Source organism: Acidovorax sp. LjRoot204 (genome assembly GCF_056175785.1).
The window spans coordinates 1-17,275 of sequence record NZ_JBGFFF010000101.1; the positions used below are offsets into that span (position 1 = coordinate 1).

Consider the following 17,275-nt stretch of genomic DNA (forward strand, 5'->3'; position numbering starts at 1 on the left):
AGCTATGGATGGCTGGGAGGATTTTGAAGTGGTTTGGATACTCGTAGGTGTAATACGAGTCCTCGGGACTGATCATCTGTTCGTGCAATTTCTCACCGGGGCGGATGCCAACGATCTCATGCCGCGCATCGAAGTCGACGGCCCTGGCTATGTCAGTCACCATCATCGAGGGGATCTTCTTGACGTAGATCTCTCCACCTTCCATGTCTTCAAACGCATGCCAGACCAACTCCACACCTTGCTCAAGAGTTATCATGAAACGTGTCATACGCGCGTCGGTGATCGGTAGCACCCCCTTCCCCTTCTGAGTCAGAAAGAACGGGATGACCGAGCCACGCGAGCCCATCACATTGCCATAGCGAACGACCGAAAATTTGCAGCCCGAGGAACCGGCGTAGGAATTTCCGGCGACAAACAATTTGTCGGAGGCCAGTTTGGTCGCTCCGTACAGGTTGACCGGACTGCTGGCTTTGTCCGTGGACAATGCCACCACCGCCCGGACCTTTTTATCAATGCATGCGTCGATGACATTCATCGCACCGTTGACGTTGGTCTTGACGCACTCGAACGGGTTGTATTCGGCCGTGGGAACGATCTTGGTGGCCGCCGCGTGCACGACATAGTCCACGCCGTCCAATGCCCGGTACATGCGCTCGCGGTCGCGCACATCGCCAATGAAGAAACGCACCCGATCGTCCCCTTGGAACAACTTAGCCATCTCCCACTGCTTCATCTCATCGCGCGAGTAGACAATAATCTTCTTTGGACTGAAACGTGCGAGCGTCATCGACACGAAGGTATTGCCAAATGAGCCTGATCCGCCAGTGACCAAGATTGTGGAGTTGCTCAACATACGCTTTAAACCAAGTCCGACATCGGAGAATGAAGCTATTTTGCACGATAACCACGCATCCCCGCCCCTACACGCACCACGTTCGCGATGAGTCGCCCCATTCCCCCGACGCCTTTGCGCATCGGCTTTGCCAGCGTGTATGCCTGGCGGCCGCACGTCGAACACCTGCAGTACCTCGCAACCCTTGCGAGGAAAGATGGCCATTCCTGCGCCTTTTTAACCTGCGATGCAGATCTTCCACACTGCTATACGCGTGAGTTGCGCGACGTGCGGCCTGACTGGCAAGAATGCCTGATCTGCCGAACCGGCGGCCTGCGTTCCTATGCTCCGACTGGAGTGTCTTCCATTGGCGAACTACAGGAGCCCGCACTGTCGCTACCGGCGCGCGCAAAGGACTGGGCCCTGTCCAGCGCAGGCACGCTCGGGCGTTTCGAGTCGGATAGCGACTTCGCAAGCCCCGCATTTCATGAAATCTCCAGGCGCCTCGATCTTTCGGTCGAGCTCGCCTATCGCGCCACCCGTAACTGGATTGCGAACGAGAAGCTCGATGCGGTCTGCGTGTTCAATGCCAGGATGGATGCAACGCGTGCCATTTTTGAGGCAGCACGCGACAGCGGTATCCGAGTGGTCAGCGTCGAGCGCACTTGGTTCGGCGACGGCCTGCAGCTGCTACCGGAGGAAAACTGCCTGGGCCTGCATGCCGTGGACACGTTGGTTGATTGCTGGAGCCACTTCCCGCTGACGAAGACCCAGGCGCACCAAGCGGCAGGCTACGTTGCTGCGCGTCTTACTGGCCGCAATCAAACAGAATGGAGGGCCTACAACGCCGACGCCGAGCACACGGGCTGGCCTTCTACCGGCGCAATGCGACGCGTGCTGCTGCTGCCAGGCAGTCGCAACGAAATATGGGGACATCCAGATTGGCAAAGTGATTGGAAAGATCCTCTCGCTGCATACGACGCAGTGATGGAGCACTTCGGCCTGAAGGCTGCTGACGTGGTGCTGCGCTGCCACCCTAATTGGGGCGAGCGCATCGGCAAGGCAGACGGCAGACTGGCCGAGAGCTACTACACAGAGTGGGCCCAGACACGTGGCATCCATGTGATCCCCAGCGCCGACAAGGCCAGCACCATGGGACTGATTGGGCAGTCAGATGCCGTGGTTCTCGCCAGCGGAAGCGCTGCCTTCGAAGCCGGCGTCCTCGGCAAACAGGTGATTGCGACAGCGCCTTCGATGTACCAGCGCGCCGGACAGCGCACTGACGCAACGACCCCTCAAGCGCTGGAGCAAGCCACGCTTCACGCCAATCTTGATCCAGCAACACAAGCCAAGTTGAGCCAGGACATCAGCCGCAAGTCGCTGCGCTTCGGCTACACGATGGCACGCCGTGTCGCGCAGTACGCCGGTTTTGTCCGCGCCGAGTCGAGCAGCCGGTACCGGTATGTGGCCGGCGCAGATCCCGCGCGCCTGACACGGCTTCTACTCTCAGGTCAGCTGGAGACGGACGACGCAACATTCGCGGCTGATGAAGGAGCAGAAAACGAGGTGCTTGACACCATTGCCCGTCGCGATTGGGAGGCTTTAACACCCATCCCCCCTTCGACCCAAAGAGAGCCTGTGCAGGCAGTCCGGCGCCGCTGGATGTTTCGTCCGATCGATACCATCCGGGGATGGATGCCGGTCGGCGACCGCTAACCACGCCCTTACTTTCCCCTGAACCATGCCATTGCTCAAGACACTCGTTCGCGGCCTGTCTGAAATGCCCGGATACACGCTGATGCGCGGAGCCGCGCGTTTTCAGATAGTCAGGAGCACCGTTACTGCAGGACGTCGCATGCTTCATGCTTCACGCCTGCGCCGGATGCTGCGTGCCTGCGAGGCACGTATCGATCACACTGTTTTCAAGAAGGTTGATCGGGATACCTTCGTGATAGACCTGAGAGATCAGGGCGCGGCATTCGGTTTGCAGCTTCCCCCAGACATGGTTGCAGCCATCCTCCGGCATGCGGAGCAGACCCCTTGCTACGCTGACCGCGATCCTGCCAAGGGTTTCCAGCTCGTGCAGCGAGAAAAAGCAGAGCACAAATTGGGCAAACCCATCCTTGTAGCGCAGTACTTCAATGCGACCCAGGAGTGCCCCGCGATTGCCCAATTGACGCATGACCCTCTGCTGCACTGGATCGCAGGCCGTTATCTCGACTCCCCCCCCACCCTGGTGGGGGTAAACCTTTGGTGGACCTTCCCGGTCGACGCTTCGGAAGAGGACCGCAACCGTCACGCCCATTTGTTCCACAGGGACGTCGACGATTTTCGTTTCTTCAAGTTTTTCTTTTACTTAACGGATGTAGCGCCAGGCGATGGGGCCCATGTATGCGTCCTGGGTTCACACCGCAGCCCACCTGCACGAAGCCTCGCAGACCGATGGATCATCCGTCGTTACAGTGACCAGGAGATTCAGGAGACCTACCCTGCCTTCTCGATCCACGAAATTTGTGGTCCGGCCGGCACCGGATTTGCGGAAAATACCCTGTGCATCCACAAGGGGAGGACTCCTTCACGATCACCGCGCCTGCTGCTTCAGATCCAATTTGCGCTATACGACTATGGAGCGATGCATGACAGGCGCGATGCGGACCAACTGTCACTTCTGCCAATCTGAGCCTGCGTCCCGATGACTGGGCTGCGGGAGCTCTTGAATGCGCGGCGAGCAACGCAGCTGTGGTACGTCCCTTGGTTGGGAACCGCCATGGCGTTGATGATGCTTCGCATCTTCGCAATGGCACGAATTCTCGATGTCGCGGGATTCGGAACTTACAGCGCAGGCCTGCTGGTTTCCGGCACGTTCTGCATGCTGGGCTGCTTGGGACTGCAGTCCATGCTGCAGCGCAGCATGCCTGTGATGCTGATGCGCCAGCGTTCCAAAGCCGCGTTGATCCTTTTAGTGCAATGCCTGGCCGTAGCGCTGGCATGCGCAAGTATCAGCATGTTGGCAAGTGGTTTTGTTGCGTCAGTAGCAGGACTGACACCGATGGCCCTGTCCGTCGGCCTTGTCCATGGCCTTTCTCAGCAGGTCTTTCTTCTCGTCACGGTGGAAAGCCGAAGCCGCGGTGACCCCTTGCGCTACGCATTCCAGAATTTCTGGCGTGCGTCATGCGTTTTGTGCGCCGGCCTCATGGTGGCAAGCCAAACCGGTTCTGCCTTGTGGGTTTTGCTTGCAGAAGCTTGCGTGTCGCTCGTGATGTCATATGCAACGCTGGCGCGAAATGTTCGAGAGGCCAGAGTGTCGATTGCCTCTGTTGCCCTGATCGCCGTGCGGCGACTGGGAAAACTACCCTGGCGCACAGCTTTCGTCCTTTTTCTGGTGTCCATGGTAGGGTTCCTTCATCTCAATGTTGATCGCTGGGCCGCAGCCGAATCGCTCGCGCCCGAACGATTTGCGCTGTATTCGTTTGCCGCCATTGTCCTGACCATGGCCCAGACAATTCAGAGCATGATCAACGCATCGATCTACCCGATGCTGTCGCGCCGTTTCGCGAATTCCGGGATGCGCCCCACCTTTCGCCTGTCCGCCCGGATCTCGATTGCCACCTTGGCAGGGTCGATCCTCATGGGCGTGCCCAGCCTCATCATCTTCGCCCAGATCATCGAACACTGGTTTCCCAGCTACCGTGCCGCAACCGGAATTTTGGTGATTTTTTTTGGAGTTGCCGTATTGCGTGTTTCCGATTTCTGGTCCAGCTTTTTGATGATCTCTGGCCACGAGATGCGACTGCTTGCCCTTGATTGCCTCGTCCTCGCGGCAGGAGCGTCCATATGGATAGTTCTTACACCCGAGGACCTTTCGGATCTGTGGGCATACGGTATGCTCGCCGCCCTGCTTGCCGTCGGTCACTATCTGGCCAGCGCCACAATGGCTTGGCACCTGGTGCGCCAGCCCAGCACTGTTGCCGAGAAAACGCACATCAACGTTTGATTTCCCATGCCCAATCCAAGCCAGATACGCCGGTACAAAGGACTTGCATGCCATACACTGGACCAAATACTTCTTGTCGATCTCTTTCGCTACGGAGTCGTCGCAATACGGTTCTTTTGGTTTGTGAAGGTGCTGAAGCGCCTCAGGACCATGGCAGCCGATGGCGCGATGGACGCGGCAGTGGCCGACAACACCATCGCACACAACCTCAAAGGCCTCAGCGATCTGGCAGTAAACCGCTCCCATTTGCTGGTTCGCCCCTTGTCGGTAATCGAGGCCTTGCCAGTCGATGCGCGCGTCTTGTCGGTGGGACCAAGAACGGAAGGCGAGTTGATGAACCTGGCCGCGCACGGGTTTGCCTGGCCCCACATCTACGGACTCGACCTGATTTCCTATTCGCCAAAAATCCAACTCGGAGACATGCATAGCACACCGTATGCAGACAGCCATTTTGATGCGGTCGTCATGGGATGGGTGCTGGCGTATAGTGAAGAGCCTACCAAGGCCGCTAGCGAGATGCTCCGGATCACGCGGCCGGGGGGCATCATCGCGGTTGGGGTCGAATACAGTCCGCAAAGTCAGGAGCAGGTGATCGCCGAGGTGGGCTACCTACCGGGAGCCAAACAGCGCATTGGTTCCTGTGAACAGATCTTGGCTTTCTTCGGTTCGGCGGTGGACCACGTCTATTGCCAGCACGTCGTAGCGCCGGATGCTTTTGGCAGCGTGGGCGCACTGTGCGTTATTTTTTCAGTGCGCAAGTGACCGACCGGGCGACTGGATCTGAGACAACCGTCTATGAAAACGGGATAGCGATGCATGACGACCTTGTTTCGATCATTACGCCAGCCTACAAAGCTGCCTCCAGCCTTCCTGCAACGATAGCTTCGGTACTTGCGCAGACGTATCCGCATTGGGAGTTGCTGATAGCCGATGATTGCTCGCCTGACGGTACTCGCGCCGTAATTAGCGAGTGGGCCAGCAAAGACTCCCGCATACGGCTGATCACCTTGCCGACCAACTCAGGGCCTGCCGCCGCTCGCAATTTCGCACTGTCCGCTGCGGTGGGACGCTGGATCGCCTTTTTGGACAGTGATGATCTATGGCTTCCTGAAAAATTGACCCAGTCGATTGCTTTCGCCCAACGCCAGCGTGCAGCCCTTGTCTACACCGGCTACCGGCGCATTGATGCCCATGGACATCGCACCGGCCAGTACATTCAGGTTCCATCCCAACTGACCTACCGCCAGTTGCTGGGCAACACCGCCATCGCAACGTCCACGGTACTCATCGACCGCAACCAAACGGGCTCCCTACGCATGGAGCAGGTCTACTACGACGATTTCGTATGCTGGCTTGGCATTCTCAAACGAGGATTGACAGCGCACGGACTCAATGAAGATCTCATGCGCTATCGGGTGATGCCCAAGTCGGTCTCTCGCAATAAACGACGCTCGGCCGGGGAAGTCTGGAAGATTTACCGAACCACGGAGCAATTGGGCCGCGTTGCCGCGTCATGGTACTTCCTGAGTTATGCAGGCCGGGCGTTGATGAAGTACCGGAAGTTCTGAGCCCGTGGTCGACGCAGGATTTTCGCCGCCGGCGAACTCAATTGTCAGCACCAGCAACCAGCCCGTCCACCCTGCGGCTTCCGAGCAGGGAACGGAGACCGGCTTCGTTCGGCTGAAGCCTGAGCAATAATTTCGCGGACATGACAGGACCACTTCGCGTCGCCATCACAGGCGCCAACGGTTTCATCGGCCGAGCCCTGGCCGACCACCTTGCAGCCATGGGCCATGCTACCGTCTGCCTCGCGCGGCGCGATGGGGTAATCTACACCGATATCGACGATCTTGCGCGCAGGCTGGACGGAGCACATGCAGTAGTGCACTTGGCAGCGCGCGCCCACCAGAGGGGACGAGCCGGCGATTTCAATATCAACCAGGAAATCACGCACGCTGTCTGCCAAGCGGCACGGCGGGTCGAAGTCTCCCATCTGGTGTATTTGAGTTCGATCGGTGTCAATGGCAACGCTACTCGCGGCACGCCGTTCAGGGAGTCTGACTTGCCAATCCCCCTAGAACCTTATGCACTCAGCAAGATGCACTGCGAACAGATTGTGAAAGACTCGGGGCTTGCATACACGCTGGTGAGACCGTCGATGGTCTATGGCCCAGGAGCCCCGGGCAATTTCTCCCGCCTGTTAGGCTTGGTGCATTCTGGATGGCCGCTGCCCCTGAAAGGAACAGCGAACCAGCGCAATTTTTTGGCGTTGGACAATCTGCTGGACGTGCTTACGCTGTGCCTTTCCCATCCAGCGGCTGTCGGCGAGCTATTTCTTGCGGCAGACGTTCAGACGATAAGCACACAACAGTTGGTGGAAGCCATGGCACGCGGTCTGGATCGGCACGTGCGCCTTTTCACACTGCCAAGATTTGTCTTGCGCGCTGCTGCCGCAATGGGTGCTGCGCGAACAGTGACCAGCCTGTATGGGGACTTGGTGGTGGACACCGCCAAATTGCAAGGAGTTCTCGGTTGGCGCCCCCAAACCTCCGCGCTGGCCGGAATCGAACGAGCGTCGCGGGAGAGCGCTTTATGAAACGTAGCTTTGACCTGGTACTCGTCCTGGCGCTTCTGGCAGTGCTTGCCATCCCACTCATGTTCTTGGCAATCGCTATTCGTGCGAGCTCCCCCGGCCCGGCGCTGTATTGGTCTCAGCGCGTGGGCCGTGGCAACAGGTTGTTCAGCATGCCCAAGTTCCGGAGCATGCGGGTGGACACGCCGGTAGTGGCGACACATCTGCTGGAGGATCCATCCCGCTGGTTGACCCGGACAGGTTCGTTTCTTCGCAAGACCAGCCTGGACGAGCTGCCTCAGCTGTGGAGCATCCTGCGTGGCGAAATGAGTTTTGTGGGCCCGCGCCCTGCCCTGTTCAATCAACAGGACTTGATTGAGGCACGTACCAGTGCCGGCGTACATTTGCTGCGTCCGGGCCTGACGGGGTGGGCGCAGATCCATGGGCGGGACGAGATTTCCGTGGCCGAGAAAGTCGCGTTGGACACACACTATCTCGCGCATCGGTCCATGCGGCTGGATTTCTATGTCATCGCCCTGACCGCACTCCAGGTGCTACGCCGCGATGGCGTATCTCACTAGGAGGGGGACCTGCTTTCGACCGATCCGGCGTCCTCTATCGTTCTCCCCACTCACTGACTCCACGGATCGCCACCTAGAAACAAGGGCCGCACACCGAAAAGCAGGCCAGCCCGCTCCAAGCCGATAAAATGGTAGGTTCGCCGCCGTGGACCGTCCCGGCAGCCCCTTTTTCACGACGCACCACGCGCGCAGCGCATTGATAGCAGCACCTATGTCTGAACAGAACACCCCACCAGCGCCCCCGGACGACAACAAGCTCATGGCCGAGCGCCGCGAAAAGCTGCGCGCCCTGCGCGATGTACAGGCCCAGGGCGGCGGCGTGGCGTTTCCCAACAACTTCAAGCCGGCGAACAAGGCCGCCGAACTGCACGCCGCCTACAGACTAGTTGAGGCCGAGGCCCTGGAAGCCAACCCCGCCACGGTGAGCGTGGCCGGCCGCATGATGCTCAAGCGCGTGATGGGCAAGGCCAGTTTCGCCACGGTGCAGGACGGCTCGCTGGGCGACACGGGCGGCCATATCCAGCTGTACGTGACGCGCGACGCGCTGGGCGAGGAAGCCTACGCGGCCTTCAAGCACTGGGATCTGGGCGACATCGTGGGTGCCGAAGGCTTGCTGATGAAGACCAAGACCGGCGAGCTGTCGGTCAAGGTGACCAGCCTGCGCCTGCTGACCAAGAGCCTGCGCCCGCTGCCCGACAAGTTCCACGGCATGGCCGACCAGGAGCAGAAGTACCGCCAGCGCTATGTGGACCTGATCACCGATGAGCAGGCCCGCAAGCGCTTCGTGGCCCGCAGCAAGGCCGTGAGCGGCCTGCGCGAGTTCATGGTGAGCCACGGCTTCCTAGAAGTCGAAACGCCCATGCTGCACCCCATCCCGGGCGGCGCCAATGCCAAGCCGTTCGTGACGCACCACAATGCTTTGGAGCAGGAGATGTACCTGCGCATCGCGCCCGAGCTGTACCTGAAGCGCCTGATCGTGGGCGGCTTCGAGCGCGTGTTCGAAATCAACCGCAGCTACCGCAACGAAGGTATCTCGGTGCGCCACAACCCCGAGTTCACCATGATGGAGTTCTACGCGGCGTACTGGAACTACCTGGACCTGATGGACTTCACCGAGACGCTGATCCGTGAAGTGGCGCTCAAGGCCACGGGCTCGCTGCAGATGACCTACCAGGGCCGCGCGGTGGACCTGACCCAGCCGTTTGCCCGCCTGACCATCCGTGAAGCCATCTTCCAGTACACCGAGGCCGGTGCCCATGTGGACGATGCCGCCTGGCTCATCAGTGCATTGAAGAAGCTGGGCATGACCGAAGAGAAGGACAAGCTCTCGACCCGCACGCTGGCCAGCCTGCAGGTGTTGTACTTTGAAGAAACGGTGGAAGACAAGCTGTGGCAGCCCACCTTCATCATGGAACACCCCACCGAAATTTCGCCCCTGGCACGTGCCAACGACACCCGCCCCGAGGTGACCGAGCGCTTTGAGCTGTACATCACCGGCCGCGAGTTCGGCAACGGCTTCAGCGAGCTGAACGACGCCGAAGACCAGGCCGCACGCTTCCATGCCCAGGTGGCCGCCAAAGACAGTGGCGACGACGAAGCCATGTTCTACGACCACGACTTCGTGCGCGCACTGGAGTACGGCATGCCACCCACGGGGGGTTGCGGTATTGGTATTGACCGCCTCATGATGCTGCTGACTGACAGCCCCAGCATTCGCGACGTGATTCTGTTCCCTGCGCTGCGCCGCGAGTCCTGAGGCCTGATTGATGCTGGCCGGCGGTCATTGGCCGCCGCCCCCACCGGTCCACAGGCACCAAGGAGACATACCGTGCCCTTCAGCTCCAGCAACGCGCCCTACCCTGCCAACGAGCCCCTGCCTTCGGGCAATGCTTTTTCGGTACTGGTGGTCGAAGACCAGGGGTCCGTGCGCGCGGCGCTGGTGGCCGAACTGCGGCGGGCGGGGGTGTCAGACATCTTCGAGGCACCCGAGGGCCAGGCTGCGCTGCATCTGTTCAAGACCCACCGGCCCGATCTGGTGCTGCTGGACATCAAGCTGCCAGGCCAGGATGGCTACTGGGTGGCGCAGCAGATGCGTGAGAGCGAGGCGGGGGACTGGACGCCCATCATCTTCCTGTCGGGCCTGGACAACGAACTGGATGTGTGGCGCGGCATTGAGGTGGGGGGCGACGACTACCTGGTCAAACCCGTCAAGCCCATCGTGCTGATGGCCAAGCTGCGCGCCATGCGGCGGTTGCTGGACATGCGCCGACGGCTGGTGTCGATGTCGGCCGAGTTGCATGTCGCCAATCAGCGGCTTAACGAGATGGTGGAAATCGATGCGCTCACGGGCCTCGTCAACCGCCGCGGGTTTGACCGCATCCTGCACAACGAGATCCTGGCCGCGCGACGCGACGGCACGCCGCTCACGCTGATGCTGTGCGATCTGGACCACTTCAAGCTTTTCAACGACGCCAGCGGCCATGTGCAAGGAGACGCCTGCCTGAAAGAGGTGGGCCGCCTGTTGCGCGAGGTCTGTGTGCGCCCCCGGGACGTGGCCTCGCGCTACGGGGGGGAAGAGTTCGCACTCATCCTGCCCAACACGCCCCGCTCCGGCGCCATGACTTTTGCACGCGCCCTGGGGCAGCTGCTCAAGGTGCGCGCCATTGCACACGCAGACTCCCCACTGGGCGACACACTGACCCTGTCGGGTGGCATCACGACCTGCGTGCCCGACGACAGCACCAACGCCGAGAGCATGATCATGCGGGCCGACCAGGCGCTCTATGCCGCCAAGGCCCAGGGCCGCAACCGCTTCTTCAGTTTTGAAATGCAAATGGACACCGTGGAGCAATTGCGCAATTGAGTTTCTTCCACTTCTTCTCTTTCGACGCGACCGAACGCAACGCCCGTACCGCCGTCTCCCGCATGCAAGTTCTGAAAACCCGACTGCCCGAGTGGATGCAGGACTGGCTTGAGGTCATCATTCCTGGCTCGCAGATCCTGCTGATTCTGTTTGTCGCCTGGCTATTGCAGCGCACACTGAGGCGCCTGGTGCGCCGTGCCAGCGCCCACTACCAGTTGCCCAATGAACTGCTGGTGCCCATCAACGGCCTGATCCGCTGGCTCATCATTGCCAGCGCCGCGCTACTGGTGCTGGAGCGCATGGGGGTGTCGGCCACGGTGCTCTGGACCGCCTTCACCGGTTTTGCCACCGTGGGTGCCGTCGCGTTCTTCGCTGCCTGGAGCGTGCTGTCCAACCTGTTTTGTGCGCTGCTGATCTTCACCGTGCGGCCCTTCAAGATCGGCGACTACATCGAGGTGCTGGACACCGCAGAGAAGCCTGGCGCCAAGGGACGCGTGGTGGACATCAACCTGCTTTACACCACGCTGGAAGACCACGGCGCAGCCACCGGTCACACGGCCTGGCTGCAGATTCCGAATGCGCTGGTGTTCCAGCGCGTGGTACGCAGGTTTCAGGGGGTACCGCCGCCCCCTGCCCCGCCTGCGGCCACTGCGGATGCGGTAGCCAATGCCTCACCGGCCGCACCGACACCTGTGACGCCAGGGCCCTTCAACACGCCCTAGTGGGTAACCGCGCGGCACCGCAAGGGGTGGCGCCGTACCGGACACACCACCACACGCAGGTCAGGGCAACAGGTCCAGCGCCTGCAGGTAGGCAGGCTGGTACATCAGTTCATCCCAGGCTTGCGGCAGGGTTTCGGGCAGCAGCGCCAGGCGGCGGGATTCGCTGTCCACACTGGGCTGCCAGCGCCCCTGGTTGCGGGCGTTGTCGAGGCCCGTGATGAGTTCGTCCACCGCCTTGCCATCGCCCACGCTCTGGTTGCACAGCAGCACCAAGTCGCAACCCGCTTCCAACGCCGCCACGGCGGCATCGGTGTAGCTGACCACCTGGCCGTCCAGGCGGCGGGCCCCTTCCATGCTGAGGTCGTCGCTGAAGATCGCGCCGTCAAAACGCATCTGACGGCGCAGGATGTCTTGCAGCCAACGCTTCGAGAAACCGGCGGGACGGCTGTCCACCTTGGGGTAGATCACATGGGCCGGCATCACACTGGTGAGGGTGCTGCTGAGCCAGGGGTAAGGCGCCGCATCGTCGGCCAGGATGGCCTTGAGGCTGCGCTTGTCTACGGGTACCTCGGTGTGCGAGTCCGCCTTGACAAAGCCGTGGCCAGGGAAGTGTTTGCCGCAGTTGGCCATGCCCGCCTGCAGCAGGCCGTGCATGAGGCTCTTGGCCAGCAGCGCCACCACACGGGGGTCGCGGTGGAAGGACCGGTCTCCAATCACTCCGCTTTCGCCCCAATCCAGGTCGAGCACGGGCGTGAAGCTGAAGTCCACACCGCAGGCGCGCAATTCGGTGCCCAGCACATAACCCGCCGCCGTGGCCGCATTGGTGGCGCGCAGGGCGCCGCTGCCGGGCACAGCCTTGGCGCCCTTGCCGTCATCCATCCACATCTCTCCCAGCGCGCGCATGGGCGGCAGGTGGGTGAAACCATCGGTGCGAAAGCGCTGCACGCGGCCGCCTTCGTGGTCCACACAGATCAACAGGTCGTCGCGCACGGCCTTGATGCTGCTGGTGAGCTGCAGCAGCTGTGCGCGGTTTTCCCAGTTGCGGGCAAACAGGATGACACCACCCGTGAGTGGGTGCGCCAGGCGGCGGCGGTCATCGGCATTGAGGGTGGTGCCAGCGACGTCGAGGATCAGGGGTGCGTGTTCAGTCATGGGACGTTTCAAGGGTCAATTGCTACTCAATTGATAACTATCGGCGCATATGAATCATGCGCTTCAAGGTAATTTGGTTTGGATTTTTTCTACCACACAGAAGCTGGCGGCGTAGTCGGTTTCGTCGGTCACGCTCAGGTGCGCCTGCAAGCCCTGGGCCTCAAACCATTCCTTGAGCGCGCCGTGTAGCACGATGACAGGCTGACCGCTGCGTAGCTTGGCGACCTCGCAGTGGCGCCAGGTCATCGGCATGCGCATGCCCAGACCGATCGCCTTGCTGAAAGCCTCCTTGGCCGAGAACCGGGTGGCCAGGTAGCGCAAACCCCGGTCGGGCCAGCGCACGCTGCGTTCACGCCAGGTGGCCAGTTCGCCCTCGGCCAGCACCTTTTCAGCAAAGCGGTCGCCGTGGCGCGCGAGGCTGGCCGCGATGCGGCGCACGTCGCAGATGTCGGTGCCGATGCCGTAGATCATGAAATTTCAATCAAAATGGCTAGAAGCGCTAGTGGAGCATGCCTCTGCAGCTATCAAATCAGGAATTTCCATCGCCCACGAAGCCCTGTGCAATGCAGTCCAGGTACGCCTGCACGGTTGCGGCGTAGCCCAGCTCCAGCGCATCGGCAATCAGCGCATGGCCAATCGAGACCTCCAGAACGCCCGGCACTTCGCGCACAAAAGCCGCAAGGTTGTCCCGGTTGAGGTCATGGCCAGCGTTGACGCCCAATCCGACATCCAGCGCAGCCTGGGAGGCTGCGGCATAGCGTTTGAGCTCGGCCGCCTGCTGTGCCGAGCCCCAGGCGGCGGCATAGGGCTCGGTGTACAGCTCCACCCGGTCGGCTCCCACGGCCTTGGCCGCAGCCATTTGCTCAGGGACCGGGTCCATGAAGAGGCTCACGCGCACACCCAGTGCCTTGCATTCGGCCACCAGGGGCGCCAGGCGCTCGGCATCTTGCGGAAAGCTCCAGCCGTGGTCGCTGGTGAACTGGTCCTCGCTGTCGGGCACAAAAGTCGCCTGCTGGGGGCGCACCTGGCGAATGAAGTCCATCAGGTTCTGCGACGGGTTGCCCTCGATGTTGTATTCGCGGTCGGGCCAGGCCTTCATCAGGGTTGCCAGCTCATGCACGTCCTGGCCGCGAATGTGGCGTTCGTCGGGCCGGGGGTGCACCGTGATGCCCTGCGCACCCGCTTGCAGGCACAACTCGGCCGCGCGGGTGACGCTGGGAATGCCCAGGTGTCGCGTGTTGCGCACCAAGGCCACCTTGTTGACGTTGACGGACAAGGCGGTGCGCTGGGGAGAGTGAGAAGATGGATTCATAGGGCCTGCAAATCAATCATGAGCTGGCGGGTGCGCAGCGTCGGGCTGCCGCAATGGTATTGCAGCAGGGCACGCAGCTGCGGCTTGAGTTCGGTCGCCACGGGGGCACATGCGCGCAAGGTGGCGGTGTAGCTGGCCACGTCATCCAGGCCATGCTGCAGGGCCCGCCACTGGCTGCCCAGCAGGCCTGCGCGGTCCGCGGCCGACGCGGCACGCAAGCCGCCTTCGGGCACCAGGGTGTAGCGGGTGCCCGGCTCCAGGGGGGCGAAGGTCATGGTCTGCACGTCCAGTCCCGGCAAGAGGCCGATCTCGCGCAGGAGCAGCAGCTCAAAACTGCGCAGCACCGCCTCGAGCGCATCGCCATGCTCACTGGCCAGCACGCGCACCACTCCTGCATAGGCATCAAACAACGCCGGGTGCGGGTCTGCCCTCGCCAGCAGGCGCAGCAGCAGTTCATTGAGGTACATGCCCGACAGCAAGGCATCTCCCGTGGGCATCACATGCCCCCCCACCCATTCGGCGCCCTTAAGCGTGTGGATGTCCGCATGGCCATCGCCCGTGAGCGTGTAGGTCACCAGCAAGGGCTGCAGCGGCAGCAGCACCGGGCGGAAGTTGGAGCTGGGCTTCTTGGCCCCTTTGGCCACGAGTGCGGTCCGCCCTTGCTGGCGGCAGAAGACTTCCAGGATCAGGCTGGATTCGCTCCAGTCGTAGCTGTGCAGCACGAACGCAGGTTCATCAGAAATGCGCTTGGCTACGGCCACGGTGCTGCGGGGATGAATGGTACGGAGGGATCGCCCGTGACGCCTGCTGCGGGGTGTGCGCGCAGGAAGACGGGGAAGTCAGCTTTCGGGGTTATTCGTAGCCGAAGGAGCGGACCCGGGCTTCGTCATCGGCCCAGCCGGAGCGGACCTTGACCCACAGCTCCAGGAACACCTTGGCGTCCATGAGCTTTTCCAGCTCCTGGCGGGCCTCGGTCCCAATGCGCTTCAGGCGCTCGCCCTTGTCGCCAATGACCATCATCTTGTGGTTGTCACGCTCCACCACGATGGTGGCGGCAATCTTGACCAGGCGTTTGTGCTGCTTGCTCTTTTCCTCATCGAATTTGTCGATGACCACGGTCGAGGTGTAAGGCAGTTCGTCGCCCGTGAAGCGAAACAGCTTCTCGCGCACGGTTTCAGAGGCCAGGAACTTCTCGCTGCGGTCGGTCAGTTCATCCTCGCCATACCACCAAGCCTGCTCGGGCAGGTATTTGGCGCAGATGCCAAACAAACGCTCGATGTCGCCCTTGTTCTTGGCCGACATGGGCACGAACTCGGCAAACGGATGGCGCTCCTGCATGCTCTTGAGCCAGGGGGCCAGCTCGGCACGGCGGTGCACCATGTCCAGCTTGTTGGCCACCAGCAGCGTGGGAATGCCCGGCTTGAACAGCGAAAGCACCTTGGCATCCGCCAGCGTGAAGTTGCCGGCTTCCACCACAAAAAGGATCAGGTCCACGTCGCCAATCGCGCCCATCACAGTCTTGTTCAGCGACTTGTTGAGTGCGGTGGCGTGCCGGGTCTGGAAGCCAGGGGTGTCCACAAAAATGAACTGCGTCTGGTCCAGGGTGCGAATGCCTGTGATGCGGTGGCGCGTGGTCTGCGCCTTGCGCGAGGTGATGCTGATCTTTTGCCCCACCAGGGCATTGAGCAAGGTGGACTTGCCCACGTTGGGCTTGCCAACAATGGCGATCACACCACAGCGTTGGCCGGGCACAGCCGCCGGAGCCCCTGCAGCAGCCAGCATGGCTTCCAGATCGTTTTGCACCGGGGCGCTTTCAGCACCCTGGTCAGCAGCTACATCTTTGGTAGCGTCATTCATAAATTCTTTGCTTTCAATGTGGCCAGCATGGCCGCGGCGGCGGCTTGCTCGCCTGCCCTGCGGGAACCGCCGATGCCACGCTCGGTCAGGCCCAGTTCAGGAATATCGCACTCGACGTCAAAGGTCTGGCGGTGGGCCGCACCCACCGTCGCGACCACCTTGTACTGCGGCAGCCTCATTTTGCGGCCCTGGAGCCACTCCTGCAACGCGGTTTTGGCGTCCTTGGATGCTGCCTGCATCTGCGGGTTGATCTCCACGCCCTGGAAAAGACGGTGCACCAGCGCTTCTGCGCTGGTGTAGCCGGCATCCAGATACACCGCCCCAATCAGGGCCTCCAACGCGTCCGCTAGGATGGAGGGGCGCTGCTGCCCCCCTGATTTCGCCTCACCCTCTCCGAGGCGCAGTACCTCTGAGACTTTGAGTCGCACCGCCAACTGGTGCAACGTGTCCTGCTTGACCAGATTGGCCCGCACCCGCGACAAGTCCCCCTCGGGCAAGGCAGACAAACGCTGGTACAGAAGGCTGGCCACCGCCAGGTTCAAAACCGAGTCGCCGAGAAATTCAAGCCGCTCGTTATGGTCCGCAGAGAAACTGCGGTGTGTGGTGGCACGCTGGAGCAGCGAAGGATCGGCAAACACATGCTGCAGGCGATCCTGCAGAGTTAAAAGACCGGGCTGCACCTAGTTGGTCTGCGCTTCAAAGCGGTAGACCAGATAGGCTGGGCCCGCCAGAGGAATCTCGCGCGAGTACTTGAACGACACTACCACCTTGTCGCCGCGCTTCGTCACATCCAAATCTTTACCAGTAATGGACGTAATGTCATCAATTGCTGCTGCTCGATCGAATGCATCACGCACACCCGGAACTGTACTCTCCACTTTAGCCTTTTCAATCGCCTTTTTCGCTGAATTGAACTCCAGAAAAATCGGCAAAGATTGCCCGCCAACAGCGAACACAGCCACAGCAATCAGGCCTATAAAAATCAGCCCGAAAAACGAGAGCCCGCGTTGGCTTGAGCGGCTTGCAGTGCGATATGTCTTCATCAATGACCCCCTCAATGTTATTGGCAAGCGCCCGCACTCAATGGAACGAGCCGATGCGCTTGAGATTACCGAAATTCATCCAGACAAAAAAGGCCTTGCCCACGATGTTGCCCTCGGGCACAAACCCCCAGTAACGGGAATCGAGCGAGTTGTCGCGGTTGTCGCCCATCATGAAATAGTGCCCCTCCGGCACCTTGCAAGTGACACCTTCTACACTGTAGCGGCAGTTTTCGCGATAAGCAAAATTGCTGGCGCCTTGTACAAAAGCGGGCACATCGGGATTGTTCAGCAACCGGTGCGGCTGATCACCCAGTTGCTCTTCAAACTGCTTGAAGTAACGCATGGAG

General features: G+C 61.0%; 19 protein-coding genes. 10 read left to right on the plus strand and 9 right to left on the minus strand.

Features of this window, described 5'->3' with window-relative positions:
• A partial coding sequence (gene pseB / locus AC04MI_RS16910) for a UDP-N-acetylglucosamine 4,6-dehydratase (inverting) (RefSeq protein WP_476498222.1) occupies positions 1 to 853 on the minus strand: 853 nt, incomplete at its 3' end.
• Between the two features lie 87 nt (positions 854 to 940).
• Between pseB and AC04MI_RS16915 the strand changes: the two genes are divergently transcribed.
• The 10 genes from AC04MI_RS16915 (at position 941) to AC04MI_RS16960 (ending at position 11,564) form a co-directional block, all read left to right on the plus strand.
• Positions 941 to 2,548 (plus strand): glycosyltransferase family protein, encoded by a 1,608-nt coding sequence (locus AC04MI_RS16915; protein ID WP_436078003.1) that lies wholly within the window; start codon positions 941 to 943, stop codon positions 2,546 to 2,548.
• Between the two features lie 25 nt (positions 2,549 to 2,573).
• Positions 2,574 to 3,512, plus strand: coding sequence for a phytanoyl-CoA dioxygenase family protein (locus tag AC04MI_RS16920; RefSeq protein ID WP_436078004.1), 939 nt, complete (start codon positions 2,574 to 2,576; stop codon positions 3,510 to 3,512).
• 87 nt (positions 3,513 to 3,599) lie between these two features.
• Positions 3,600 to 4,826, plus strand: coding sequence for a lipopolysaccharide biosynthesis protein (locus AC04MI_RS16925; RefSeq protein WP_436078005.1), 1,227 nt, complete (start codon positions 3,600 to 3,602; stop codon positions 4,824 to 4,826).
• A gap of 6 nt (positions 4,827 to 4,832) precedes the next feature.
• Positions 4,833 to 5,588 (plus strand): class I SAM-dependent methyltransferase, encoded by a 756-nt coding sequence (locus tag AC04MI_RS16930; RefSeq protein ID WP_436078006.1) that lies wholly within the window; start codon positions 4,833 to 4,835, stop codon positions 5,586 to 5,588.
• A 50-nt stretch (positions 5,589 to 5,638) separates the two neighbouring features.
• On the plus strand, positions 5,639 to 6,394 hold the full coding sequence (locus tag AC04MI_RS16935) for a glycosyltransferase family 2 protein (protein WP_436078007.1): 756 nt from the start codon (positions 5,639 to 5,641) through the stop codon (positions 6,392 to 6,394).
• A gap of 140 nt (positions 6,395 to 6,534) precedes the next feature.
• Positions 6,535 to 7,422, plus strand: coding sequence for an NAD-dependent epimerase/dehydratase family protein (locus AC04MI_RS16940; protein WP_436078008.1), 888 nt, complete (start codon positions 6,535 to 6,537; stop codon positions 7,420 to 7,422).
• Positions 7,419 to 7,979, plus strand: coding sequence for a sugar transferase (locus tag AC04MI_RS16945; protein ID WP_436078009.1), 561 nt, complete (start codon positions 7,419 to 7,421; stop codon positions 7,977 to 7,979). The genes AC04MI_RS16940 and AC04MI_RS16945 overlap by 4 nt, the downstream gene beginning before the upstream one ends.
• Positions 7,980 to 8,190: 211 nt before the next feature.
• Positions 8,191 to 9,735 carry a lysine--tRNA ligase gene (gene lysS / locus AC04MI_RS16950; RefSeq protein ID WP_436078010.1) on the plus strand — a complete coding sequence of 515 codons (1,545 nt, stop codon included), beginning with the start codon at positions 8,191 to 8,193 and terminating at the stop codon, positions 9,733 to 9,735.
• 72 nt (positions 9,736 to 9,807) lie between these two features.
• Complete coding sequence (locus AC04MI_RS16955) at positions 9,808 to 10,842, plus strand: GGDEF domain-containing response regulator (protein WP_436078011.1); 1,035 nt, start codon at positions 9,808 to 9,810, stop codon at positions 10,840 to 10,842.
• Between the two features lie 62 nt (positions 10,843 to 10,904).
• On the plus strand, positions 10,905 to 11,564 hold the full coding sequence (locus tag AC04MI_RS16960) for a mechanosensitive ion channel family protein (RefSeq protein ID WP_260666782.1): 660 nt from the start codon (positions 10,905 to 10,907) through the stop codon (positions 11,562 to 11,564).
• Positions 11,565 to 11,624: 60 nt separating this feature from the next.
• On the opposite strand, the gene nagZ is transcribed toward AC04MI_RS16960, so the two are convergent.
• The 8 genes from nagZ to lepB form a co-directional block, all read right to left on the minus strand.
• Positions 11,625 to 12,716 carry a beta-N-acetylhexosaminidase gene (gene nagZ, locus AC04MI_RS16965; protein WP_436078012.1) on the minus strand — a complete coding sequence of 364 codons (1,092 nt, stop codon included), beginning with the start codon at positions 12,714 to 12,716 and terminating at the stop codon, positions 11,625 to 11,627.
• Positions 12,717 to 12,779: 63 nt separating this feature from the next.
• Positions 12,780 to 13,187, minus strand: coding sequence for a holo-ACP synthase (gene acpS, locus AC04MI_RS16970; protein WP_436078013.1), 408 nt, complete (start codon positions 13,185 to 13,187; stop codon positions 12,780 to 12,782).
• 58 nt (positions 13,188 to 13,245) lie between these two features.
• Positions 13,246 to 14,028, minus strand: a complete 783-nt coding sequence (locus tag AC04MI_RS16975) for a pyridoxine 5'-phosphate synthase (protein ID WP_436078014.1) — start codon at positions 14,026 to 14,028, stop codon at positions 13,246 to 13,248.
• Positions 14,025 to 14,789: a DNA repair protein RecO gene (gene recO, locus AC04MI_RS16980; RefSeq protein ID WP_056061385.1), complete on the minus strand. Its 765-nt coding sequence runs from the start codon at positions 14,787 to 14,789 to the stop codon at positions 14,025 to 14,027. The genes AC04MI_RS16975 and recO overlap by 4 nt, the downstream gene beginning before the upstream one ends.
• 91 nt (positions 14,790 to 14,880) lie before the next feature.
• Positions 14,881 to 15,885, minus strand: coding sequence for a GTPase Era (gene era, locus AC04MI_RS16985; RefSeq protein ID WP_056061381.1), 1,005 nt, complete (start codon positions 15,883 to 15,885; stop codon positions 14,881 to 14,883).
• Positions 15,882 to 16,565: a ribonuclease III gene (gene rnc, locus AC04MI_RS16990; protein ID WP_436078015.1), complete on the minus strand. Its 684-nt coding sequence runs from the start codon at positions 16,563 to 16,565 to the stop codon at positions 15,882 to 15,884. Before rnc ends, era begins: the two co-directional genes overlap by 4 nt.
• Positions 16,566 to 16,928, minus strand: coding sequence for a DUF4845 domain-containing protein (locus tag AC04MI_RS16995; protein ID WP_436078016.1), 363 nt, complete (start codon positions 16,926 to 16,928; stop codon positions 16,566 to 16,568). It lies immediately after the preceding gene.
• 37 nt (positions 16,929 to 16,965) lie between these two features.
• On the minus strand, positions 16,966 to 17,275 hold a 310-nt coding region (gene lepB, locus AC04MI_RS17000; protein ID WP_476498223.1), incomplete at its 5' end, for a signal peptidase I.